At 35.2% G+C, this 24,028-nt stretch carries 19 protein-coding genes and 4 pseudogenes; 10 read left to right on the plus strand and 13 right to left on the minus strand.

The features are described 5' to 3' along the window. Positions 1-2: 2 nt before the first annotated feature. A complete protein-coding gene (glyS, locus tag CQA63_RS05945) occupies positions 3-2,075 on the plus strand; it encodes a glycine--tRNA ligase subunit beta (protein WP_104700692.1) in 2,073 nt (690 codons plus the stop codon). After that, positions 2,072-3,193, plus strand: coding sequence for an ABC transporter permease (locus CQA63_RS05950; RefSeq protein ID WP_104700693.1), 1,122 nt, complete (start codon positions 2,072-2,074; stop codon positions 3,191-3,193). The genes glyS and CQA63_RS05950 overlap by 4 nt, the downstream gene beginning before the upstream one ends. Here the strand turns inward: CQA63_RS05950 and bioC are convergent. The 5 genes from bioC to CQA63_RS05975 all read right to left on the minus strand — a co-directional run bounded on the left by bioC (position 3,188) and on the right by CQA63_RS05975 (position 7,417). Continuing rightward, positions 3,188-3,907, minus strand: a complete 720-nt coding sequence (bioC, locus tag CQA63_RS05955) for a malonyl-ACP O-methyltransferase BioC (protein ID WP_104700694.1) — start codon at positions 3,905-3,907, stop codon at positions 3,188-3,190. The genes CQA63_RS05950 and bioC overlap by 6 nt on opposite strands. Then, positions 3,895-4,530: a pimeloyl-ACP methyl esterase BioG family protein gene (locus CQA63_RS05960; RefSeq protein WP_104700695.1), complete on the minus strand. Its 636-nt coding sequence runs from the start codon at positions 4,528-4,530 to the stop codon at positions 3,895-3,897. Before CQA63_RS05960 ends, bioC begins: the two co-directional genes overlap by 13 nt. Next, complete coding sequence (locus CQA63_RS05965) at positions 4,527-5,663, minus strand: aminotransferase class I/II-fold pyridoxal phosphate-dependent enzyme (RefSeq protein WP_104700696.1); 1,137 nt, start codon at positions 5,661-5,663, stop codon at positions 4,527-4,529. The genes CQA63_RS05960 and CQA63_RS05965 overlap by 4 nt, the downstream gene beginning before the upstream one ends. A gap of 70 nt (positions 5,664-5,733) precedes the next feature. Continuing rightward, positions 5,734-6,630, minus strand: a complete 897-nt coding sequence (locus CQA63_RS05970; RefSeq protein ID WP_104700697.1) for a DNA adenine methylase — start codon at positions 6,628-6,630, stop codon at positions 5,734-5,736. Further along, positions 6,623-7,417, minus strand: coding sequence for a type II restriction endonuclease (locus CQA63_RS05975; protein WP_104700698.1), 795 nt, complete (start codon positions 7,415-7,417; stop codon positions 6,623-6,625). Before CQA63_RS05975 ends, CQA63_RS05970 begins: the two co-directional genes overlap by 8 nt. 248 nt (positions 7,418-7,665) lie before the next feature. Here CQA63_RS05975 and CQA63_RS05980 point away from each other — a divergent pair, with 248 nt between their 5' ends. Then, positions 7,666-9,456, plus strand: coding sequence for a DUF262 domain-containing protein (locus tag CQA63_RS05980; RefSeq protein WP_104700699.1), 1,791 nt, complete (start codon positions 7,666-7,668; stop codon positions 9,454-9,456). A 427-nt stretch (positions 9,457-9,883) separates the two neighbouring features. On the opposite strand, the gene CQA63_RS05985 is transcribed toward CQA63_RS05980, so the two are convergent. Beyond that, entirely contained in the window at positions 9,884-10,804 is a 921-nt protein-coding gene (locus CQA63_RS05985; RefSeq protein WP_104700700.1) for a DNA-methyltransferase, read from the minus strand. 78 nt (positions 10,805-10,882) lie between these two features. Here CQA63_RS05985 and CQA63_RS05990 point away from each other — a divergent pair, with 78 nt between their 5' ends. The 5 genes and pseudogenes from CQA63_RS05990 to CQA63_RS06010 all read left to right on the plus strand — a co-directional run. Then, positions 10,883-12,184 carry an adenosylmethionine--8-amino-7-oxononanoate transaminase gene (locus CQA63_RS05990; RefSeq protein ID WP_411710164.1) on the plus strand — a complete coding sequence of 434 codons (1,302 nt, stop codon included), beginning with the start codon at positions 10,883-10,885 and terminating at the stop codon, positions 12,182-12,184. Then, entirely contained in the window at positions 12,181-12,687 is a 507-nt protein-coding gene (locus CQA63_RS05995) for a DNA methyltransferase (protein ID WP_104700701.1), read from the plus strand. Before CQA63_RS05990 ends, CQA63_RS05995 begins: the two co-directional genes overlap by 4 nt. Before the next feature lie 24 nt (positions 12,688-12,711). Next, positions 12,712-12,927, plus strand: coding sequence for a hypothetical protein (locus CQA63_RS06000; protein ID WP_104700702.1), 216 nt, complete (start codon positions 12,712-12,714; stop codon positions 12,925-12,927). Continuing rightward, a complete protein-coding gene (locus CQA63_RS06005) occupies positions 12,915-13,640 on the plus strand; it encodes a hypothetical protein (RefSeq protein WP_104700703.1) in 726 nt (241 codons plus the stop codon). The genes CQA63_RS06000 and CQA63_RS06005 overlap by 13 nt, the downstream gene beginning before the upstream one ends. A gap of 21 nt (positions 13,641-13,661) precedes the next feature. Then, positions 13,662-14,432, plus strand: a pseudogene (locus CQA63_RS06010) (DNA adenine methylase); the annotation flags it as partial. 142 nt (positions 14,433-14,574) lie between these two features. On the opposite strand, the pseudogene CQA63_RS10560 reads toward CQA63_RS06010, so the two are convergent. Further along, positions 14,575-14,679, minus strand: a pseudogene (locus tag CQA63_RS10560) (YggS family pyridoxal phosphate-dependent enzyme); the annotation flags it as partial. A gap of 141 nt (positions 14,680-14,820) precedes the next feature. On the opposite strand from CQA63_RS10560, the gene CQA63_RS06020 reads away from it, so the two are divergent. Together CQA63_RS06020 and CQA63_RS06025 are read left to right on the plus strand one after the other, a co-directional pair. Further along, positions 14,821-15,927, plus strand: coding sequence for a DNA methyltransferase family protein (locus tag CQA63_RS06020; protein WP_104700705.1), 1,107 nt, complete (start codon positions 14,821-14,823; stop codon positions 15,925-15,927). After that, a complete protein-coding gene (locus CQA63_RS06025; RefSeq protein WP_104700706.1) occupies positions 15,917-16,408 on the plus strand; it encodes a restriction endonuclease in 492 nt (163 codons plus the stop codon). The genes CQA63_RS06020 and CQA63_RS06025 overlap by 11 nt, the downstream gene beginning before the upstream one ends. 220 nt (positions 16,409-16,628) lie before the next feature. Here the strand turns inward: CQA63_RS06025 and CQA63_RS06030 are convergent, their stop codons facing one another. The 6 genes and pseudogenes from CQA63_RS06030 to CQA63_RS06050 form a co-directional block, all read right to left on the minus strand. Continuing rightward, positions 16,629-18,743, minus strand: coding sequence for a DEAD/DEAH box helicase (locus CQA63_RS06030; protein ID WP_104700707.1), 2,115 nt, complete (start codon positions 18,741-18,743; stop codon positions 16,629-16,631). Continuing rightward, positions 18,733-19,221, minus strand: a pseudogene (locus CQA63_RS10565) (DNA methyltransferase); the annotation flags it as partial. The gene CQA63_RS06030 and the pseudogene CQA63_RS10565, both read right to left, overlap by 11 nt. A gap of 855 nt (positions 19,222-20,076) precedes the next feature. After that, positions 20,077-21,027: pseudogene (locus tag CQA63_RS10570) on the minus strand (DNA methyltransferase); the annotation flags it as partial. Next, on the minus strand, positions 20,999-21,322 hold the full coding sequence (locus tag CQA63_RS06040) for a hypothetical protein (protein WP_115511843.1): 324 nt from the start codon (positions 21,320-21,322) through the stop codon (positions 20,999-21,001). The pseudogene CQA63_RS10570 and the gene CQA63_RS06040, both read right to left, overlap by 29 nt. Positions 21,323-21,361: 39 nt before the next feature. After that, on the minus strand, positions 21,362-21,967 hold the full coding sequence (locus CQA63_RS06045) for a dethiobiotin synthase (RefSeq protein WP_104699971.1): 606 nt from the start codon (positions 21,965-21,967) through the stop codon (positions 21,362-21,364). A 182-nt stretch (positions 21,968-22,149) separates the two neighbouring features. After that, the gene (locus tag CQA63_RS06050) at positions 22,150-23,997 is read right to left on the minus strand and encodes a DUF262 domain-containing protein (RefSeq protein ID WP_104699970.1); all 1,848 of its coding nucleotides are present in this window, start codon (positions 23,995-23,997) and stop codon (positions 22,150-22,152) included. Positions 23,998-24,028: the final 31 nt, after the last annotated feature.

Here is a 24,028-nt window from a genome sequence, read left to right on the forward strand (position 1 = left end):
CCTTGAAAGCGCCACACTTACCATTGCTTGTTGAAATCTTTACCGAAGAGCTACCTGCTCTTGCCTTACTTAAAGAACTTCCCTTTATGGTAGAAAAATGGCAGAAAATTGCCAAATCCCATGAAATCATCTCCGCCCCCACACTTTACTTCACGCCCCGCCGCATTGTGCTATATGAAGAGCATTTCATCAGTGCCACACAAGATAGCTTTATAGAACTCTATGGTCCTCCTGTGCATATTGCTTTTATTGATGGGCAAAAGGAGAAAGGCTTAAGCAAGGCAGGGGAGAGCTTTTATGCTAAAAATGGCTTAAGCCTTGATACACCAGCACAAACAAAGCATAAAGACAATAAAGAAGTGCTTTATTATGCCTATACCAAAAAAGGCGTGCCAAGCAGTGAAATATTAAAGCAAATCATTCCACAATGGCTAGAATCGTTGCATTTTGGCAAAAGTATGCTTTGGGGCTGGCAAAAGCAGGGCTTTATCCGCCCTATACGTAATATCTGCGCCCTGCTTGGGGAGGAGTGCATAGATGTGCAAGCCTTTGGGCTTCAAAGCAAAGCCCAAACTTACATTCATAGAGATATAAGCTTTGAGCCAATACCTATTAGCTCGCCTGAAATGTATTTTGAAACGCTTCAAAATGGTAAGGTAATCTTAGAGCAAGATAAAAGAGCGGCGATGATACAAGAGCAAATCGCCCTTATAGAATCTACGCATAATGTCAAAGTGGAGCTTGATAAGCATTTACTTGATGAAATTGTGGCTATCACAGAATACCCACGTGCCGCTTATGGGAGCTTTGACAAAGCATTTTTACGCCTCCCACCTGAAGTGATTATCACCTCTATGAAAGAGCATCAACGATATTTTGCTACCTATGTGGAGGATGGGCTAAATAATGGCTTTGTGCTGGTAGCAAATAGCACTACACAAGATCTCTCTCCCATTGTGCAAGGCAATCAAAAGGTGCTTAAAGCGCGCTTAAGCGATGCGATGTTTTTCTATGAAAATGACTTAAAAAATGGCTTTAAACCCCAAGAATTATCACAAATTATATTTGTCGAGGGTTTAGGCTCTTTGCTTGATAAATCCCAACGCGAACGCACTATCGCCAATATGCTTTTAGAGCTTTATGCACATAAAATCCCTATGCCATTTGATAAGGCTAAAGATATTATAAATAATGCCCTCCAATATGCAAAAGCAGACTTACTCACACAAATGGTATATGAATTTACCGAATTGCAGGGGATTATGGGCTATTACTATGCACGTAGTTTTGGGTTTGATGATTTAGTCGCCCTAAGTATCAAAGAGCAATACCTCCCTATAGGGGAAGATTCTCCCCTGCCTAGTCATATCTTAAGCGCGATTGTCGCCCTAAGTATTAAGCTTGATAATATCTTTGCCCTCTTTAGTATTAATAAGATTCCCACAGGCTCAAAAGACCCCTTTGCCTTAAGGAGGGCTGCTAATGGTGTGCTTAAAATCATTAGCCACTATGCCTTAGATTTTGATTTAAAAAGCGATATGCCTAGAATCTATCAAGCTACACAATATAAACCAAGCGATATGCAAGCTATAGAAACTTTCTTTTTAGAGAGATTAGATGGATTCTTAAAAATCAATCCATCTCTTGTACGTTGCGTGCTTAATGGACGTAATGAAAATGGAGCTATACGCAACCTTTATAGCATTATCTCATATGCCCAAAGCCTAAGTGAATTTTTTGAAAAAAGTGATAAAGAAGCTCTTGTGGGGCTTTTTAAAAGAGTGGCTAATATCTTGGAAGATGATTTGCAAGGGGAGGTAGATGAGGCTTTACTCCAGCTTGATGAAGAAAAAGCCCTCTATCACGCATTGCAAAGCCTAAGGGCACAAACATTTAATAACGCTAACGAGCATATCGCCGCACTTTTTGCCCTTAAAACCCCTTTAGAGCAATTTTTTGAATCTGTGCTTGTTAATGTCGAGGACAAAGCACTTAAGGCAAATCGCCAAGCATTGATTTTGAATGTATATAATGAATTTTTACGCATTGGAGACATTAAGGATATTACATTGTGAGAGAATTCTATTCTACCTTTATCCTAGAGGCAAAAAGCATATTCACCTCCGTATCAGCTATGCTCATCATCTTTGGGGGCTCGCTGTTTTATTTATTTTTATACCCCACACCCTATTATGCTGATGTAGTAAGCCCGCAGAGAGTGGCGATTGTAGATTATGATATGAGCAGTTCTTCAAGGGAGCTTATATCATTTTTAAGGGCTAGCCCACATTTAGAAATTGTGCAAATCCTAAGCCACCAAGAACAAGGGCAAAAACTTATAGAATCTCAAGCAATCTATGGGCTTATCATTATCCCCCATGATTTTCAAAAACATCTCTATGAACGTATCCCTCCAGTGGTGGCGATTATGGCTAATGCCTCATATCTCCTTATTTATGGAGCTATAGTCAATGCAAGCACAGAAGCACTTGAGGCTTTTAACACACATCTTAAAAACAAGGCGCAAATACACGAGCATGAGATTCTCTCCCCTAAGCTAATTCCTCTCTTCAACCCCTCTATGGGCTATATTAACTACACGCTTGCGCCTATACTTATCTTTATCCTTCATCAAACACTTGTAGCAGGCGCAGGCATTATAGGAGGCACGCAAAATCAGCAGTTCGCGCAAGGCGTGCGGAACTACTACTCCAAAGCTAATCCCTTTGTGCTTGTGCTATCTAAAATTATGGTGTTTTTTTGCATTTATGTGCTGCTCTTTGCCTTTTATTTTGGCTTTGCCTATGAGTTTTATGGTGTATCTGTGCATGCGCATGTGCTTGATTTTTGGCTTTTTAGCATTGCTTTTATTCTATCAACTGCGGCATTTGGCGTGTTTTTTGGCACACTTTTACCCAAACGCGCCCTCTCCACGCAAATCATTATGCTTGCTTCTATGCCCATTGTGTTTTTACTGGGGTTTATATGGCAAGAGGCACAAATTGCCCCATGGGCTAGTAGTCTTATCAGCTTTTTACCCGCATATCATGGCATTAATGGACTTTTAGAGCTTAATCAAATGGGTGCTAGCTTTGGCAGTATATGGGGGTATTTTGTAAGTTTGTGCATATTGGGGATTCTCTATAGTATTGCAAGTGCGCTTATCATTTACAAGAAAACATTGAGACTATGATTTATAAACAAGCAGCATATAAATAGGGTGATAAGTAAGGGTGTTGTGAAAGCGCGCTTGATAGCACTCTAACATCTTTTTAGACAGAAAGGCTTTATGTGATAGGGCATTCACGCCTGTTTGCTTTAAATGCCTAAATACTTCAAGTGGCGAGGAAAACTGCAGGCAAAGCTTTTCTTCCTCTAACACAATAATCTCAAAATACCGCTCTAAAATCTCACGTATTGCTTCAAGGCTCAAATACTCTAAGCCATAATGTGTGATTTCCCTCACTTCTTGGCAGTTTGCCTGCCCAAATGTAGAGAGAAGACATAAGCCGTTGGGGGCAAGGATTTGCCTAAGCTGCCCTATAGTTTGCCTAAAATCAAGCCATTGCAAACACGCATTTGAGGTAATTAAATCAAAGCGCATTTTCCATAAAGGAGTGCTGTGTATCTCTGCTATATCAAAGACAAAATATCGCATATGGGGTATAAGCGAGGGGTTTAGCCCATAGTCATTTATATCGTTACATATATAGCTTTGATACCTAATATGCCCACAAAGCAGCTGGGTAAATTCCCCATTACCCGCACCAAATTCAAAGATAGATTCAAACTCTAGCTTGCCATATAAACGCAGCATATCAAGCAGCTTATAGCGCATACGTCGCTGTATGGAGGCATTTTGCTCATAAGTATGCTTAGAGCGAACAAAGCGCTTTATATCAAACACAACTCTTCCCAACTACTAAAACTAAAAAACACAAAATGCTCTTCTTCAAGCAAATTTATATTTGAAAAACACGCACACAAAGCCTTTGGAGGGAAAATTTTATCCTCACAACTTGCATAAATTTTATCCCAAACAAAGTCCCTCTCATCTTGCTTTTTGACAAACTCAAACAGGCTTTCAAGCTCTTTTTTGAGACTTTCTTCTTCCTTAAAAACAAAATCCTTTGCTTTGATCAAATGCCTACCAAATAGAGCCTTTTTAAAATCGCTCAAATTAAAGCTTTTCATTGTTTGCATAAAAAGAACAGGGTGAATGCCTTTTTGCTTATCAATGCCAAAATTTGTGCCATTAATGGCGATTTTTTGCTTGATTTTTGTGTTGATATTTGTATTTTTTAAAAGCTTGGAAGCCACGCAAACCCCCATAGAAAAGGCTATTAAAGTAATATTTTCAAAATCTTTTAATACATTCTCATCAAAGCTAAATTGAGTATAATCATACACCATTAGCACACTGCATTGTGAGCTTAAATGTGCAAAATGGCTAGGGTGGGAGGCAAAGCCTGCAAAAAACAAAATCAAATCTTTATTTTGCGAAGCGTGATGTAAAAAATGCGTTTTCATAAGATGTCTAATACCTTTTCTAAATCTTCTATCTCAAGCCCTGCATGGAGTGAAAAGCGGATTCTAGCAGCATTTTTAGGCACGCTTGGAGTTTTAATAGCGGGAGCAAAAATGCCATTTTTAAGTAAAATGCTAGAAATTTCCCCTACTTTTTCATTAGAGCCACAAAGCAAGGAGACAATATAGCTTTGCCCTAGCATTTCACAACCCTTTTTTTGCAAATTTTGCCTAAAATAATTGCTTAAATCATATAGATGCTCCCTTTGGGCTTGAAAATTTGCAAGATTGCTAAACACAAAATGACTCCAAGCCACATTTAAAGGTGGCAGGGCTGTGGAGTAGATAAAGCCTCTTGCTTTGTTGATAAAAAATGCTTTAAAATCCTTGCTTGTAATCATACAAGCCCCCACTGAAGCAATAGCCTTACCAAAAGTAAAGACCAAAAAGTCAATCTCCCCCTCAAGTCCCAAGCTTTTCACTAACCCCAAACCGCTTGTATCAAAGCAGCCCACAGAATGTGCCTCATCAACATAAAGCAAAATATTTTTATAAGCCTTTTTAAGCCTTACAAGCTCCATAAGTGGGGCAAAATCCCCATCCATACTAAAAAGTGCCTCACTCATAACAATGATATGTTCATAATTTTTATGATGTGCTTCAAGTAAAGATTCTAAATGCGTTAAGTCATTATGCCTAAAACGCAAGAATTTTGCCCCCCTCAAGCCGTCAATAATGCTTGCATGAATGAATTTATCCGCGATAAAAAGTGTGTTTTTTAGCGTGCCCAAAGCCGCGATACAAGAGAAATTTAAATGATAGCCGCTATTAAAATGCAAGATTTCTTTATTTTTAAAATGCTTTGCAAGGCTAGATTCAAACTCCTCATAAATGCTAAAATTCCCGCTTAAACTCCTAGAGCTTGAGCTTGAGAGATAAAAATCCTCTGCCCTTAAGCTTTCAAAAAATGCTTGTTTTAAGCCTTCATTTTTGGCGAGATTTAAATAATCATTACTTGCAAGATTTAAAAGCTTTTTTTTATCTTTATAGACAAATTTCCCCTGATGAGTGAGAGTGCTTAGAGTGCGGTAATTATCCTCTGCTTTGAGTTTGGCTAAAATGTTTTTAGTGGGCATGGGTCGATCTTATTGAATTAAAATTATATTATTGGCTTTAATTTTTTCTATAAGTTTTCTTGTATTCATACTAAAGATCTTTAAATAATGATTGTTGCCCCATAAATTGAGTATCAACCATCTGAGTAACATTATAATTCTTAACAAGCGATTCTTTTATCGAATTTCTATTATTTTCACTCGCTCCTAAATGATAAAAATGTTCAACAATATCGATATTAAATTGCCCCCATAGGGTTGTCATGTAAACATTTTGCCTATATTGATTACTATGCCAAGTTGAGAGCATAAACTTTGCTTGTGTTTTAGATAAAACATCATAAAGTTCTCGTTCTTTGCTTTCGCTCCATGCATTAAAATAATCTGAATGCCTATCAATATAAGGAGGGTCGCAATAAATAAAATCTCCTTCTTTGGCAGATTCTAAACTTTCTGTAAAATCACAGTTTCTAAATTCATAATCATTAATTTTTAGCAATTTGCTAACCCAATCAATCTGATTGGTTATTTTGGTAATATAACTCTGTGAAAATCGATTGTCTTTCTTACAAAAAGGCACATTAAAACCTCCTTTGGAATTAAATCGCATTAACCCATTAAAGCAACTACGATTTAAAAATAAAAAATCAAAAGAATTGTGCGTTTCGTTGAATCTTTCTCGTACTGCAAGATAATGTTTTTGCCCATATTTTTGCAAAAAAGAACCCTCTTTGTTAAGATATATTTTCATAGAATTTTTAGTGATAATTTCATTTTGAATATTTTTATAAAAGCGGATAATATGCGGATTATTATCACTAAAAATAGCTTTTTTGGGGGCAATATTAAAACCCACAACACCGCTACCCATAAATGGCTCAAAATAAGTACCGCTATTTTTATCCCATTGCAAAAGCCTTTGAATATCTACAACCAACTTACTCTTAATGCCTTGAATCTTAAGCGGTGGAATTAGCACATTATTCATTGTTTCCCCCTAGTTTTCCCCTATATGCAAGATATTCTTTAAGCTTGGTAATTTTCTTAATATTACCTTTGGAATCTGCAATATTGATCTGTCCATAATTAATCCAATAATCATCAAAAATCTCTTCGCCTAATTCCGAAAAAGTACCTTTTTCACTAAGAATGTCATTGATATTTTTAATACTTCCTATGTTTGCAGTATTTCCACTACCACTAGAATCGCTTGCAATTTTATATTTTTCAACAAAAAAGAAATCGAGATTTTTAATGGCAGATTGAATGCTTCTTAAGTCTTGTAACGTATATTTTTGTAATTCATTAACAATAACTCTATCATAAATGACACCCAAACAAAAATGCCCTAGGTATTCTTTATAGGGGAATTGAATATTTTTATGCGATTCTCTATTTCTAAAATATTCTCCATGAGAACCTAATGTAAAGCCATTGCAAAGTGCTGGGTTATTTTCAATACGATATGTTGTTTTTAAATCTACAGCAAATTTAATGTGAGAATCTATCTTTGAAACGAAAGATAAGTCGGGATAATAATTTTGATGATTAGGCAAAATGACATTGAAATTGTATTGCATAGCAAAGTCTTGCACAAATTGAAAGATATGAATTTCTAAAATTTTGGAGATAATTTTAGTGTCATTAGAAATGCTAAAAATTGTCTTGTTTATATCAATAAATCCTTTAATTTTCCATTCATTGTTCTCGCAAATTTGTTCCTTGAGGTTCTGTAAGAATTTCCTAAAATAATTTTTAAAAATTTGCTTATCCATTCTTGACCCTTCATTTTTTATCATTATAGCAACTTAGTTTTATGAAATGCTTATCGCATTGGCTTATTCTGGTGGTAATTAAACTTTAATATTTTAGAATTTCTAAAACAGAATCTTGCCTCTCTTTTTCCTCCCAAATACTCCTCCTTAAGAGCTATAGCATAAAAATACACAAAGCATTAAAAAATCGTTTTTTTTTTTTTTTAATATACTGGGTAGAAATGATTAAAAATCGCAAGGGGTGTAAAATGGATTTTTTTAAACCAGACAAGGAGTGTGTGGCGGAGTTGCTTGGGGAAGATAAAAGAAAGTTTATTATCCCTGAGTACCAAAGACCTTATCGTTGGGAGAAAGATCAATGTGAAACACTATGGAATGACATTATGCGAGTGTTTGGTGATAGCGAAGATGATGAAGGCAAAGATATTGAAGAATATTTTTTGGGCTCTATTGTTGCCTATGAAAACGAAAACAAAGAGCTAGAAATTATCGATGGACAACAGCGCATTAGTACTTTTATTTTGCTTTTTAGAGCATTTTATGAATGTTTTAAGACCGAAGATAAAGCAGATGATTATTTTAAAGATTTTGGCAAATGTATTTGGGATTATGAAAGAAACGTAGGTTTTTCTTATGATGCAATGCGCTTAGAAAGTAGAGTAGCAATAAAATCTGATGTGGAGAGTTTAAGAGCAATTTTAAGCAAAGACATAGATATTGATAACCTCAATAGGGAGTCTTTGTATGTGAATAATTATCTTTTCTTTTATGAAAAGCTTCGAGAGTTTAAGCAAAATAAATCAGGGAGCTGGATAAAACTTTGTGATTTTGTTTTAGGAGAAAGGCTTTTTATTTTACGTGTGGTTTGTGATAGCCAAGAATCAGCAATGACTATTTTTAATACTCTTAATTCGCGCGGTATGCCTCTTAGCAGTGCAGATATTCTCAAAGGACATATATATAAAGAGAAGAAAAATAAGCAACAAAACACTGAAGAATTTGTAAAAGATTGGCAAGAGTTAGAAAGTATTGTCGAAGATGATAAAGAAATTAAAGACGTTGATTTTTTCTTTTTGCAATATATGCACATCATAAGGGCATTGAACGATGATTATGATACAACCACACCGGGTGTATTGGAGTTTTTTACCAAAAAAGATAGTAAGGATAAAAAAGATAAGAAAGCCACAAAATATGGAGCAAATGATGGGTGGCTTTTTAAAGATAAAACTATACCTTTCATTATGGATTTAGCAAAATTTTGGGCAAAACACCAAAACTATTTGAGTGATTTATCTTGTCGCTATATAAGTATTTTGTATCTTTTTGAAAATACAAGTTGGAAAAGTTTTGTGAGTTGTTTAGTTTGGAAAAATAAAGATTACTTTAATAAAAGCGATGAGTTTGATAAAGAGGGATTTAGCAAGGATTTTGATAGGCATTTGCTAGAGCTCATTAAACATATAACCTTACCACTTTTGAACAATAATGCAGGCACAAGTGTAATGAATGATATTGCTTTTAGACTGAATGCAAATGTATTGCAAGAGAGGGACTTGTATTCTAGTTTTGAAAATTTTGAGCACAAGTACAGCTTTCCAACTTTTGAAAATTTCAAGGAGTTTTGTTTTTGTCTTAAAAATCCAAGAAAAATGAAATATCTTTTATATCTTTACGCCTTTATTTATAGTGATTTTAAGGAGAATATAGAAGTCTCAAAGTTACAAATAGAGCATATCTTGCCGCAAAAATGGCAGGGATATGATTTTGATGGCTGGACAGAAGAACTCCATAAAGCATACTTAGAGCAAATTGGCAATAAAATTTTGCTTGATGGTAAAACAAACAATAAATGTAGAGACAATTTCTTTTCATATAAGAAAAGATTCTATAAAGAAAACGCAGATGAATCCCTAAAAGAAATCAAAAACTTAGCTGAAAGAGTGTCAAACACTTGGACTAAAGAAGATATAGATGAGAGAAGTAAAGAAATGTATCAAAGATTGCAGAGATTTTTTGATAATAAAACAAAAGGTTAAAGCCTGCCTAGGCAACACTTAACACACATCACCCATAAAGGAATGCTATGAATGCGGAGAATTTACAATCTGTGCTTAAAATCTTACCCAAAGACTTTGAATTTCGTGCAGTCTATGAAGAGAAGCTTCCAAGCCTTTCTTCAAAGCAGGTGCTAATATCCGCATAGATTACTTTATTATGAATTTAGGGAAAAATGATTACAGCTTCTCCGACAAGGAGCATGAGGAACTACGCGAGATTCTTTATACTAAAGAGGTTTTAACTCTATTAGAGAATTAATATAGCCCTCTGATATAGCCATCCTGCATTGAGCTTATGCCTTTAATACTAAAATGCAAAGTTCATATTAGAAGAGAAGTTGTGTTCTCAGCTCTAGCAGAGGCAATATTTGAGCAAAGAGTTAATCGCTTAATTTATTCATATTTTTCATACCTTATTTATTCTATTTTTGGCAATTTCAAAATATTTTTGCTCAATTTCATAGCCTATAAATTTTCTTTTATTTTGTAAGGCTGCAAGGGCGTGAGAACCACTCCCCATAAAGGGGTCAAGCACAATTTGCCCCTCTTGTGTAAAAAGTTTAATCAAATGAGAAATCAAACACACAGGTTTTCTTGTAAAATGTGCTATTTTCTCATCACTTTCATTTTTACGACTTTGCTTAGAAACCTCCATTACATTACCCGGAAATTTGCCATCTAAGCTTTCTTTAGTGTTCATAAGCCCTAATTTGTATTGTTGCCAATTTTGCACAAATGTACCCACTTTTGGTTTTTGAGCCATTACCATAGGCTCAATTTGAGGCTTAAGCTGAGGCGTTTTATAACCCTCTAACTCTTTTGTTAATAATTCTTTTTGTTCCTCGCTTAATGTTTTGTCTTTGCGAATAAAATGAGTTTGTGAAAAAGCTTTCGCCTGCCCTTCGTATTTCCAGGCAAGCATATCTCGTATTTCAAATTCTGCTAAATCTAAACTCATAGCCATTCTGTGATAAAGCCTTGCTTGCGAAAATACTATGCAAAATCCACCGGGTCTTAAAACTCTATAAAATTCTTTTGCCAAAAGATTCATAAAATCTTGCAATCTTTGCCCTTGATTTTTATCAAATTTCATACCTACAGGCAAACCCCCTATTACACCACTTTTTGCTGCTTTATTTTGCAAGTTTTTATCATTCCATTCATCGCCCATTCCGTCTATAAAATAGGGTGGGTCAGTTACGATAAAATCTACACATTCATTGGGTAAATCTTTTAAACCAATGCGACAATCTTGCTTATAAATTTGAAAATTTGAAGTTATGAACTTATCATTCTCATAAGAAATATTCTCAAATACCTTTGTCATCACTCTACCCTTTACTTTTTATCATTATAGCAACTTAGTTTTTGTAAAATAGCGCCTTATTTTACAAAAAGGAAAGTGATGAGGCATATAGGTCTGCAAGAGCATTTAACTAAGCTTGATTTAGCTCACATTTGGCACCCTTGCACGCAGATGAAAGACCATGAAAATCTCCCCCTTATTCCTATAAGAAAAGCCAAGGGGTTGTATTTATATGATTTTAATGACAAGGCGTATATGGATTGCGTGAGCTCGTGGTGGGTTAATCTTTTTGGGCATGCAAATGAGTATATTAACCAAAAGATAAAAGCCCAGCTTGAGACTTTAGAACATGTAATTTTAGCGGGCTTTACGCATGAGGGTATTATCACGCTTTCTCAAAGGCTTTGCGCGCTTTTACCCACTCAGTTTCAAAAGTGCTTTTACGCAGATAATGGCTCTAGTGCGGTAGAAGTAGCCTTAAAAATGAGCTTTCATTATCATCTCAATAAAGGGCAAAAAAGGTATAAATTCTTATCTCTTAGCAATGCCTATCACGGCGAGACTTTGGGGGCTTTGAGCGTGGGTGATGTGGCATTATATAAAGAGACTTACAAACCCTTACTTTTAGAGTGCTTAAGCACCCCTGTGCCACAAAGCGAGGACTTTGAAAAAGAGTTAAAAGCCTTAAAAAATACCTTAGAAAAAGAGGGTAAAAATATTTGTGCCTTTATCTTAGAGCCATTGGTACAATGTGCGGGGAATATGCACTGCTATAGTGTGAAATTTATCGATGAAGCCCTAAAACTTTGCCGTGAATTTAATGTGCAAGTGATTTTTGATGAAATCGCAGTAGGTTTTGGACGCACAGGAGAGATGTTCGCGCTTGAATATTGCGAGCAAAAGCCCGATTTTCTTTGCCTCTCAAAGGGCATTACAGGAGGCTACCTGCCCTTATCCGTAGTGATTACAAGTGATGAAATTTATAATGCCTTTTATGCACCATATGAAGCACAAAAAGCATTTTTGCATTCTCATTCTTACACAGGTAATGCCCTTGCTTGTGCGGCTGCAAATGCCGTGCTAGATATATTTGAAAGTCAAAATGTGTTGGAAAATAATATGGTTTTATCAAGCTTTATTTGGGAGAAATGGCAAGGTTTAAAAAGCTTTGATTGTGTGGGCAATCTTCGGCATTGCGGTATGATTTTTGCCTTTGATTTAGTGGGATTTGAGGGAGTGCGTAAGGGCTTAGAGGTTTTTAAAAAAGGCTTAGAATATGGCTTGCTTTTACGCCCATTGGGTAATACTATCTACCTTATGCCTCCTTATATTTTAACCAAAGAGCAGGCAAGCTACATCATAGAATCGCTTGTAAAAATCCTTAAAAGCCTCACACGATGAAATACAATGAGATTGATCTAAAACATTGGCGTCAATGTCAAATTAATGTAGATTCTTTATGGCTTATTGCAAATAGAGATAAAAGCGGTAAGCATAAAAATATCTATCATGGGAATTTTATCCCTCAAGTTGCCCGCGAATTATTTACACGCTATACCAAAAGGAATGAGATTGTGCTTGATGCGTTTTTGGGTAGTGGCACAAGTCTTTATGAAGCCCAAAATTTAGGGCGTAAGTGTATTGGTATGGATATAAATCCTAAGATTTTAGAATATGTCAAATCACAAATGGATGGAGAAAGTTGCTCTAGCACATATTATTTTGGATTCTGTGATAATACAGATAGTTCTAGCGTAGATTGCTTTATGCAAGAAGGCTTAGAATCTCTAGGAAGCAAAAGTGTGCAATTTATAATTTTACATCCTCCTTATATGGATATTATTCGCTTTAGTAAAAACGCTAATGATTTGAGCCATTTAGATAATCTCACAGATTTTATCTAAGCCTTTTTAAAAAGCACTCAAAATGTGATAAAATTTTTAGATGTTGGACGCTATTTTGCGCTTGTCGTTGGCGATGTATATAAACAAAGCGAAGTAAAGCCTTTGGGATTTTATGTAATGGATAGCATTAAAAAGCATTTTAATGTGAAGCTTAAGGGAATCATAGTAAAAAATATAGAGGGCAATCGCGGAAAATCTCGGACAATTAGTCAAAAAGGAATCGAAAAATGCAAGATTTAACCTACGAAGGAGCTATAGAGCAAGTGATGCGAAACAATGGTGGATTTGCTTCACTAAAACAAATCTATAATGAAGTTTGGCTTTTTAAGGATAAAAGCAAAATTAGCGGTAAAACCCCACACAACACCATTCAAGAAAGAGTGCAAAGAAGCAAAAAGTTTTTTAGAATCGGACTTGGTATTTATGGGTTAAGTGAGCTAAAAAATAAAATCTTGCTTAGCGAACAAATACCCAAAACCAAAGAAGAAAAGGTTGAAAAAACTCACGCAAGGATTCAAGGAATGCTCCTTGAGCTTGGAAATCTGCGCGGATTTGATACTTATACCAACGACAAAAGTTGGACTTTTGATGGCAAGAATCTTGGAATGCTAAGCTCTCTTAAAAGTGTGCCACCTTTTACTTATCAGCAAATCATTGATAGAAATATCGCATTTTGTGATGTTGTGTGGTTTAGTGGGGAAGAGTTTTTATATCCTACAAGGATTTGTGAAGTCGAGCATAGCACGGATTTTAGGGACGCACTGCTTAAGTTTAAAGAACTTGAATTTTTTAATGTTGAATTTTATTGCATTTCTAGTGAAAATCGCAAAACAAAATTTGATAGAGAAATCACAAGGGCGACATTTAAGAGCATAAAATCAAGGGTAAAATTTCTTACTTATGATGAAATTATTTCTGCTTATGAGTTTGAAAGGCAAAAAATAAATTTTTGAAACAATAATTAATTTGACAAAATTAAAAAAAGGAAAATTTATCAGCATTATTGTATGGGGCGGGAGCGGTTTTTGGATTCCCAAAAGGCAGAATCTAGCGTGTGCGATTCTCATAAGAGACAATATTTTAGCGACTATAATGGTGCAAAAATTGATGCGATTCGCACAAAGCTAGAGCAATGGCAAAAAGAGGGTAAAATCTCCTCACAAGCCTATTTTCACCTCCTTGCCTCACTTTTAGAATCTGCTGATAAAGTCGCAAATACCGCTTCTGTTTATGGAGCGTTTCTCAAACATCTCAAAAAAAGTGCGCAAAAGCCACTTGTGCTAAGCCCTGCGGTTTTTGAATACGATACACATTCGCACCCTGTTTTTAACGAAGATTCCAATACACTCATTCATAAAATCAAGGGTGATACTCTTTATCTTGACCCTCCATACAATGCGCGAGAATATGGGGCAAATTATCATTTGCTGAACACCATTGCACGTTATGATGACTTCACTCCAAAGGGCAAAACGGGCTTAAGAGAATATGAAAAGTCTAATTGGTGCAAAAAGGCAAAAGTTGCAAATGAGTTAGAAAGCTTAATCAAAAATGCAAATTTTGAATGGATTTTTTTAAGTTACAATGATGAGGGATTGCTGAGTTTAGAACAAATTGCAGAAATTTTAAAAAAATATGGCGCATATTCACTCAAAAGCCAAAAACACCAACGCTTTAAAGCAGATTCTAAAAGAATGCAAAAACAAGATTTCACAATAGAATATTTGCATATTTTAAGAAAATAAACTTTAGCTTTTTAAAAGCTCGTAGTTTGTCTTCTCTAAAATTTTATCCTCAACCCTTTGTTTTAAATCATTTGGCAATACTTGCTCCTTTCTAAAGTATTCATTTAAGAGCTTCTGTATTTTTTATGATTGCAGCTTAAATGTGCTTTTTCAAAACTTTGAATGATTTTTTAAATTCTTTGCTGCGTGCTCCTATGCTCATTACTCCGCAAAGATTGATATTTTTACACTCTCCTTTGATTTTAAGGCTTTATTAGGAGAGCATTATGGTTTGAAGTTGGAGATTGTGAGACATTGAAAGCTTGAATAATGCGTAAGAATAAGCTTAAGATATAATAAAGATTTTATAAAACAAAGTTGCTATAATGATGAAAGGCAAAGAGGCAAGATGAGTATTCAAACGCATTTAGATACCAAGCAAACTATTAATTTAGGAAGTTTTTACACACCTGATTTTATTGTGCAAATTGCACATTCAATGCTTAAAAAAACAATACGCAACACTAAAGATTATATCTTGCTTGATAGCTCTTGTGGATATGGGAGTTTTTTAAATTTACAAGGCTTTAAGCAAAAAATCGGCATAGATATTGACAAAGAGGCTTTAAAAAGAGCAAAAGATCGCTTTAAAAATCATTCAAGCTCTCCTATTTTTTTGCACCTAAATGCCCTTTATCAAGTAAAAAGAGAAAAATTTCAATTAAAGCAAGATGATAAGCTTATCATTATAGGCAACCCACCCTTTAATGATAAAAGCTCTATAGTGCAAAAGCATTTAAAAGAAAAACAAACATTAAAGATTGACAAAGAGCTTCAAACAAGAGATATTGGCATTGGTTTTTTACGCTCTTTTGATGTACTAAATGCTGATTATATTTGCGTTTTACACCCTCTTTCTTATTTAATTAAAGAGACAAATTTCAAAACCCTCAAAAATTTTTCAAAGCATTATGTTTTAGTTGATAATTGCATTATTAGCTCGCAAATTTTCTGCCCCAAATCTTTAAGCTATTTCCCCATAATCATTGCTTTATATAAAAAAGATAAGCAAGGAATGGATTTTAATTTTATTTCAAATTTTAGTTTTAAAAGCTTGGAGGGCAGAACTTTTAAACTGAGTGATTTTGAGTTTATTTCAAAATATATTGATAAATATCCTAACAAAAATCGCATAAAAGATTCTCAAAAAATAGCGATGTTTTACACAATGCGTGATATTAATGCCCTGCGCCGCTCTAAAACCTTTATTGACAAAGATTGCACAAATGCACTTTATATTACAAAAGAAAAATACAGCCTTTATTGCTATGTTGATGTTTTTAAGATGATGATTTCTTGTGTGCCTTATTATTTGGGTAATTGCGATATTTTAATTGATTTTAAGGCTTTTAAAAATTTAGAATCTCATTTTATCAAAGCAAGTGAAAATAAAGTAATAGATTCAAAAATTGAGGATTATTTTAAGGCTTTGTTAGGAGAACATTATGAGAATTGAAAAATTGGAAAATCAAAAGATTTTTATAGAAATTCCACTCACCGCACAAAGTGGCAAAACTCGAGTAAAGGAAAGAAATAGTTTCTATGAATACGGCTTGCCCGTAGCCACAAAAACAAAAAGTTTTTCTCAAAAACACTATGTAGAATGGCAAATTGGCTACGATGTGGATAAAAAAGATAAAGAAAAACTATCTCTAAGCACCTTGCAGGAAACAAATTTTTTAGGAGCAAATGGCAAAAATAAAGCCTTGTATGAATTAAGTGAATATTTATATTATTTTAAAAAATGGAATTTTATCAGTAAAGAAGAGCTTAAAAACTTATGTGAATTTTTATCTAATGTTAAAAATAATGAATTTTTAGATTCCAACCCTAATTTATCAATTTTAAGAAGCCACCCTATAAATAAAAATATTTTGCAAATGAATTTTTGTTATTGTGAAGTTAAATATCCAGCTTTAATGTATAAATTTAGCTAAAAATGAGGGCTTAAAACAAGCATTTTTGAAGGCTTAAGGCAGAGGATTTTTCTCTCAAACTCTAGGAGTTTAAGCGGGAATTTTAGCATTTATGAGGAGTTTGAATCTAGCCTTGCAAAGCATTTAAAAATAAAGAAATCCTACGTGAAATTGAGGGAGCTTAACTCCTTTAATCTCCTTGCATTAATCCATAGGCTTTAAGATTTAAATCCTAGAGTCTTTAAGGTTTTTTCTCAATTTTTTTCTTAAATTGATCTTGTGTCAAATGCTCCTCCTCACTACTCCATATATCCCAAGAATCGCCCTTCTTAATGGGTATATAAAAGCTATATTTTGTTTTTTGAGCGATTATTTTATAAAGCTTTTTTAGCTCTTGTATTTTGTCGTCATACTCGGTGCTGTTGATGTTTTGTTCGCTTGAGGTATTGAAACTTTTGACTTCAAAAATGTGGATTCTATCTGCCCAGTCTTTTAAAATAAAATCCGGATAAGAAAAATGATACCCCTCTAAATAATATTCAAATTTCAATTGAGAATTAAAAGTAAAATTCTTACCCAAAAGATAAATTCTCTCATTGTTTATTTCAAGATGTTTTATCAGTCTTTGTTTTTTATCCGGAGCGTCCTCATCATAAAGATTAATTAAAAACCCTAGCCATTCTCTCTCCGATTCGCTGTCAAAGTAAAATTCCTTATTATTATTTTCCCATATCCATTTTATATCTTCTCTCTTAAAATCCGTTTTTTGCAAAACACTCTCCAAAGGCAAAACTTGCCCTTCGCCCACAAGCTCTAAGGTTTTTTCATAATCACACACGATTTTTTCAAAGCCCTTTTTAATCTCATCAAAATGGACAGAGAATTTAAACCAATTTTTTACCGCTAGCTCCTCATTTTCTGCCTCTAAAACATAATTTTTGCAAAGTCCATAAAGAGGCTCATTGCCTTTATACTGCGCATAAAGTCCAAAAATATTATTTTTCCTTGCCTCTTTTTGCCCTAACTTTTGCAAAAAACTTTTTACATCAAAGGCATTTTGACTGCTTGTATCTTCTATTTTTTGAAGCCTTGAAGTGCGGATTGTAAATTCCTTTTGCACTTCATTTTCAAACAAGCCTCCCCTATTCTCGCCCCTTAGCCTCACACCCACGCTACTCTCACTCTTAGGCTTTATCCCATACACATACGCCACGCTTATAAGCTCTTGCAAACTCTCACTTAAGTTCTCAAACTCAAGCAAATAAGGATTTCGCCTTACCCTGCCTATAACTTGCTCATCAAGTTGCTTTGACTGGCTATCTCGCATTTGATAAAGCATACAAGCCCTCGGTATATCCCAACCCTCGCTAATCACCATTTTAAAGATAATTATATCAATCGTGCTTTGATTGCTTTTTGCATAACTTTTCCATTTTTTCACGCTTAAATTTTGCGTTTTTATCCTATCATTGGTATCGCTTTTATCTTTATTGCTCGCTTTGTCATCAACGATAAACATCCATTTTAAATGCGAAAACCGCTCTTTATTTAAGTTTTCTTTGATTACTTTTAACTCCTCATCTGCCTTGTTTTTATTAGAAATTTGTATGATAAGGCAAGGGTTTATCCCTAAATGTTCCACATAATCCTTTTTAAGTGCTAAAAACTTCTCTAAAGCCACTTCAAGCCCTGCCTCCTCATCATACTCCACTCTTTTTATAAGCCTTGCACTCATAGCTTCTTCCTCGCTTATACACACATCAGGGAATTGCCCTTTTGTAAGCTTTGGCGTAGCAGAGACATTCAGCACTTTCTCAAAATACCTCCCCTCTGTGTTTTTTGGTTTTATAATCAAATCATCTAAATTGCTTGTGGCGATATGGCACTCATCTTTTATCAAATAAATTTGTTTTTCCTTATACTCCTCCCCGCTTAGCTTCTCTTTAAAACCCTTTAAGCCTCGTAAAAACCGCACAAGCACACCTTGGTCTTTAAGCTTCTTTTTATCCGCATACAAATCCCTAGGTAGCACATAGACATTATAATCTAAAGGGATATACAGGCTTTCTTCCTTTGTGCCTTCACTCTCTATTAAAAATGGCTTTAAATGCCTAAATTGCTCCTTAAAAGTGCAAAAAGCCTTGTAATTTTGCTCGCCTAAATCCCCCTTTGACAAGCTGGATACGACAAAAACGGCTTTTTCATTGCTACTTAGAATCTCATTCATAAATGAAGCCATCATAAAAGTCTTTCCACTTCCTGTAGGGGCTTTGAAGGTCGTTTCTCTTTTATTTTTAAACACTTCTACAAGCTTAGCTACCGCCTGCTTTTGTAAATCTCTTGCTTCATTTGTCATTTTTTAGCCTTTTTAACTCTTCTTTTAAAGCCTTTTCATAAACTGCTTCATCTTTATCTTGCATAGTAAGCTTTTTCATCGTGCTTTGGAAGTTCTCACACACCCACTTAATCTTTTCATGCATATTTTCAAATTTAGGCAGTCCATAAAGTCGCTCATCAATTTCTTGAAAAATTTCTTCATTAAAAGCGCTTAAAACCTTCACCCGAGAAACTTCTAAATTACCCCCATAAGGTGCATTTTTCTCAAGCCATTTAAAATTTTTCTCTCCGTTGTAGCACTCTCCGCTCATTATTCTTTTAAGCCTTTTTGCCGTTACATCTTCAGCTATGCCATTAGGATTAAGTTCTGTTATCTCATCATTCGTTACTAAAATAAATTTTCTTTTGCCTCCGTCTTCTTTATTAAGCTCTAGCACAGCGTGAGCGGTGGTGCCAGAGCCGGCAAAGAAATCCAAAACAATATCTCCTTCTTCAGTGCTTGTCTTTTGGAGATAAAATGGCGATTGCTGCGTCTTGGCTTCGGTCATTACCCTTTGAGGTAACTCCCTTGCCTCGCCTTGCAAAGCCCCATTTTTATCTCCAAAATCCTGCTCACTTTTTGAAAACTCCTTTTTTAAGCCCTCGCCTTGTAAATTTCCAGAAACTCCACTTTTTGAAAAGTCTTGCGAACTTACTTCCGCATTGCTTCCATTTTCACAAGCTAAAACGCTATCTTTTTGCAAATTCTCACTTTGCAAACCCTGCCCGTTTTTGTCATTCTGAGGCGAAGCCGAAGAATCTCTCTCAACATTGTCATTCTGAGCTTGTGAAACAAGCGAAGAATCTCTGTTAGAAATACCAGACTCATTGTCACCTCTAGCGGGAGTGGAAACAACCAAAGAATTGCTGTTGGCATTTTTGTCATTCTGAACCCCTGCAAGGGGTGAAGAATCTCTCTTGGCGACTAGTGATTCTTTTAGAGATTCTTCGGTCGCACCTTGTGCTCCCTCAGAATGACAAAGTAACTGCCTTTCTAGTGATTCTATTTTTTCTTTTTCTATAAGGGGGAGGGGCTTGAATTGCGAAGTCGCTCCCTCCCCCTTATATATCCCCCACCCCGACGACGCTTTAAGAGGTGGCACTTCGTGCGATTTAATTTTATCGCAGTGAGAATATATCTCACTGCTGAAAGACGTTTGGGACTTGTTGTCATCACGAACCACTGCAAGGGGTGAAGAATTGCTGTTGGCGACTAGTGATTCTTTTAGAGATTCTTCGGTCGCACCTTGTGCTCCCTCAGAATGACAAGCCTCCTCCACACTTTCAGAATCTCCCGCCTTTACATTGGTAGAAATTTTGAGAAGATGCTTTATTAAATTTACGGGTTTGGGATAATCAAAAGCTTTTTTCATATTTAGCATTTCTAAATCATTATCCCCATATCTATTTGAAAATTTATTATCCACAAAAGTAAATTGAGAATAGTTTTTTTCTTTTTCCTCATACTCTATATAATAACCATCTTTTTGGTCTCCTTTGATTGAGGCATACAAATATTTTTTTGGAAAAATTCTATTGTTTTTAAATTCTACAAAATCATTTTTAAGTGCAAATTCATACAAATCTTTTGACCAAGTCCAACGAAAAGCATTTTTTTCTTGTGTTCCACCGGGATAATATGTAGTTCCATTATGTATGATAGGATAGTCTAAGGAAGGGACATAACCTAAGCTACTTGTATCCAAAGCTTGTTTTGTGTGATATTTACCTCTTTTTGCTTCGTGTTTGTCGCTGTATTTAAATGCATTATCTCCAACCATACTTATTTTATTAAATTTTAACGATTGTTTGTTTTTTGCATAACATAAAATATAGTCTAAATTATTTGTTGTTAAATTTGTTTGTGTTTTTCCTCCTTTAATTGTTAGTCTAGGGTATGTGCTCACAAAATTCCTCTCCCCAAACACTTCATCAAAAAGGCATTTTACATAGGCTTGATTTCTATCATCTATGGAGCAAAAGATTACGCCATCATCTTTTAAAAGCATTTTTGCCAAGTATAGGCGAGGGTAAAGCATGGAGAGCAAATTATCCCTTGAAATGTCGTTTTCATAATTTGTGCTAGCGAAGTTTCCTAAATCATCTTTCCCGTATGGGGGATCTATATATACGACCTTTATGCGTTCCCGGTAAGTAATAAGCAGATTTAAAAGTGCCGGATAATTATCTCCGATAATCAGGCTATGAGTGAGCGGCTTTTGGGAATAGATATTTTTATAACCCCCCCCCCCCGGCGTTTGAATCTACCTGTGTATCAGCATTTGAAGTATTTTGAATCTTGCTTTCAAAACTCAAACCTTCATCTTTTTTAAGGTAAAAAACTTCATCTGTAGCTTTCTCTAACCTTTTATCAAAAGCAAAACCCGTGCGTTTCCAAGTCGTGCCAAGTGCGGCTATAGCAAAAGCCTCTTTTTCATTAATATTATCATTTAAAATAAGCTTTTCTAAAAGCTCATAATTTCCCTGCTCTAAAATCTTATCCTCCACCCTTTGGGCTAAATCTTTTAGAAGTGTTTCCTTTATCTCCTGTAGTTTCAAAACCGCTCCTTTGTAAAATAATGCGCATTATACTTACTTTTAACAAAGAGTTGTCAAATGTGGCATTTGCAATACTAAGTTTTGCACTTCTTGCTTGAAATTATGCTGTGTATAAAACCCACAATGGATAATCTCCACCTCCGCATAAGCACGGATAAACTCATCAATTGCCTCATCTTTTTCCCCCATAAGGGCAAGGGCTAAGATAGGTATATCTCTGCTTTTGAGCGCTGCTAAAGAGAGTAAAATATGATTAATGCAGCCTAAATAATACTTCCCCACGACAATGCAAGGGTGCGTAAAAGCACTGATATAATCAATCATCGTATGCCCCTCATCAATAGGCGTAAAAAGCCCGCCCGCAGTTTCTATAAGCATATTTTCACTTTGAGGCAGGGTTATTTGCAAGGCTTTAAAATCTAGCCCCTCAAGCTTTTTACCCACATGTGGCGAAGCAGGAGTGTGTAAAAACACACCCTCTTTAAAAATGTGCGTTTTGGGGCTAAATGTGGCGATAAAATCACTATCCTTAGGAGAGCCCGCTTGAATGAGCTTAAAATAATCATACCCAAATGCCGCACAAAATGCGGCGCTAAAGTGAGTTTTCCCCGTGTCGGTATGAATGCCACAAATATAAATCTTCAATCTCTGCTCCTTCTTGCAAGCTTTTACTTATTAATCAACTCATAGCAAATTAAAGCAAGCGGTATTTTACAGCAGAAATTTAAAGGGAAAGAGTTTAGAGAAGCACTTTTATGCGCAGGGGAGAGAGTTTGTGCTTAGCCCTAACTGCCCAGCCTTACTGCCATTAATAAGCAGCATGGGCTTTAGCCTTTTTTATTATTATTAAAAAATGTCTGCAATCTTTGGTAAATTTCTCCGCTTCTCTTATCTATACCCTTTGTAGTCCATTTTTCATTTGGGTAGCGGCTTAAATCATCGCGGGCTTGCACAAAATGAGATTTTTTATATTCTTCTTTCTTTTTATGAAAGAAACCATTAGAGCAAGCAATATTTATTTTCTTTTCAAGTAGCACTTTATTCCCAATTTTCTCTAAATATTTTTTGTGTAATGCCTCATCCCAGCCATCAAAATTTGCTTTTTGCCACTCTTTTGGCAGGATATGCTCTACCTCACCTTCTTTGGCAAAACCGGTTTTATCATTGCCTTTTTTATCTTTACAGATCCAAGTTCTCTGCTGCTCCTCACTAAACAAATAGCTATCTAAAAGCAAGAGGTATTTTATATTTTTTTGGGCAGTATCCATGCAAAACTCCTCAAAACGACCTTGACTTGGCACTTCTTCTTTAATATTAAAGTCAAATTTCCCACTCTCATAAAGTGTTATATTTGTCTTAACAAAAATATTTTTTAAAGCTGTAGTTCCTCCCTTATTTTGAAACAACTGCAAGCTTATACAAGTAATAAGTTTAGGAAAAAGCTCTTCAAAGACTGCCTCATTAATCTTTAACTCTCCTGTGTGGCTCTCTCTAAATTTATAAATACACACACTCAATGGGATTTTCCAATAGTTATTTTGATATGTATCAAGCACATCATAATACTTCGCACCCTTAGGAGAGAGGTAGTTATAAGGATTGAGATAGAATTGCGCAAGTTGCTTAATAAACTCAAAGCTCTCATCTGAAACTAATATATTTTCTATAGGTTCGCCCGATTTATCTTGCCTTAATTTACTCTTACCTGCAAAAAATTGCAACATACCCGGCGTAGTGGTATCACTATCTCCATTTTTTGCACGCAAGATATGCATATAATGAGTCCAGAGCTCACTCATAAAATTATAGCGATCACTCTCTGATTTGACATATTCGCTCTTTTTAATTTTATCCTCTAATGCTTTCCATTCTTGTGCAAATTGCTTTCTACCCTCTTTTGTTGTTTTAGTCAAAATCCTGCCCTTAATGATGTCAGAATCAGCAAGTGGCTTTCCTCTATTATTTAGGGTATTAAAAATTCTTAGAGCATAATCAAAGCCTTTGTCCTCTCTCCCATCTTCGCTTTCAACAAGAAGCACCTCGCAACGCTCTAAAAGTGTTTCACAAATCCCTTCCCATTTAGCTGCCCGATTATTCAAGTAATCCCTAACCCAAAGGGTAAAATATAAATAATTTTTTTCATAATTTGATTTTGATTTTTTTATCGCTTTTTGCAACTCTATTTTTTCCGCGCTTGGATTATATTGATCCATTAAAATTTGCTTCAACTTAGTTTCATCATCATCACTTACTACATCACTTTTTAAGCGATACTTATCAAACATTACATTGTTTTCTCGCGGAGCATTCTTATCAATCTCCCACAAACACTTGCATATCTCTCCTCCCCTCTCGCTATTTGCCTTTTTATTAACATCATATAAAGCTTTCAAAAGAAGCATTAATGTCGTAGTTCTTTGCTGTCCATCGATGATGTCTAACTTATTATCTTTACTTCTATAGGCAACAATAGAGCCTAAAAAATAAGACTCTATACCTTTCTCACCGCCACTTTGCGCCTCATAAAATTGAATAATATCCTCCCATAATGCCTCACATTCTCCTAGCCCCCATTCGTATGGTCTTTGATATATGGGTATCAAAAATTCATTCCCCGATAAAAACTCAAAAATACTTTTAGCCCTTGCGTCAATTTTTGATCTTCGTTCTGCCATTTTCTACTCCTTGCAAGTTTTATAATCCTTC

The organism is Helicobacter marmotae (genome assembly GCF_003364255.1).
In the GTDB taxonomy this organism is placed as follows: Bacteria; Campylobacterota; Campylobacteria; order Campylobacterales; family Helicobacteraceae; genus Helicobacter_C; species Helicobacter_C marmotae.

Bases quoted from the DNA above. Each gene is read 5' to 3' on its own strand.
- CQA63_RS05960 (WP_104700695.1), bottom strand. From the start codon at position 4,530: ATGAAAACGCATTTTTTACATCACGCTTCGCAAAATAAAGATTTGATT.
- CQA63_RS05965 (WP_104700696.1), bottom strand. From the start codon at position 5,663: ATGCCCACTAAAAACATTTTAGCCAAACTCAAAGCAGAGGATAATTAC.
- CQA63_RS05970 (WP_104700697.1), bottom strand. From the start codon at position 6,630: ATGAATAATGTGCTAATTCCACCGCTTAAGATTCAAGGCATTAAGAGT.
- CQA63_RS05975 (WP_104700698.1), bottom strand. From the start codon at position 7,417: ATGGATAAGCAAATTTTTAAAAATTATTTTAGGAAATTCTTACAGAAC.
- CQA63_RS05980 (WP_104700699.1), top strand. From the start codon at position 7,666: ATGGATTTTTTTAAACCAGACAAGGAGTGTGTGGCGGAGTTGCTTGGG.
- CQA63_RS05985 (WP_104700700.1), bottom strand. From the start codon at position 10,804: ATGACAAAGGTATTTGAGAATATTTCTTATGAGAATGATAAGTTCATA.
- CQA63_RS05990 (WP_411710164.1), top strand. From the start codon at position 10,883: ATGAGGCATATAGGTCTGCAAGAGCATTTAACTAAGCTTGATTTAGCT.
- CQA63_RS05995 (WP_104700701.1), top strand. From the start codon at position 12,181: ATGAAATACAATGAGATTGATCTAAAACATTGGCGTCAATGTCAAATT.
- CQA63_RS06005 (WP_104700703.1), top strand. From the start codon at position 12,915: ATGCAAGATTTAACCTACGAAGGAGCTATAGAGCAAGTGATGCGAAAC.
- CQA63_RS06020 (WP_104700705.1), top strand. From the start codon at position 14,821: ATGAGTATTCAAACGCATTTAGATACCAAGCAAACTATTAATTTAGGA.
- CQA63_RS06025 (WP_104700706.1), top strand. From the start codon at position 15,917: ATGAGAATTGAAAAATTGGAAAATCAAAAGATTTTTATAGAAATTCCA.
- CQA63_RS06030 (WP_104700707.1), bottom strand. From the start codon at position 18,743: ATGACAAATGAAGCAAGAGATTTACAAAAGCAGGCGGTAGCTAAGCTT.
- CQA63_RS06050 (WP_104699970.1), bottom strand. From the start codon at position 23,997: ATGGCAGAACGAAGATCAAAAATTGACGCAAGGGCTAAAAGTATTTTT.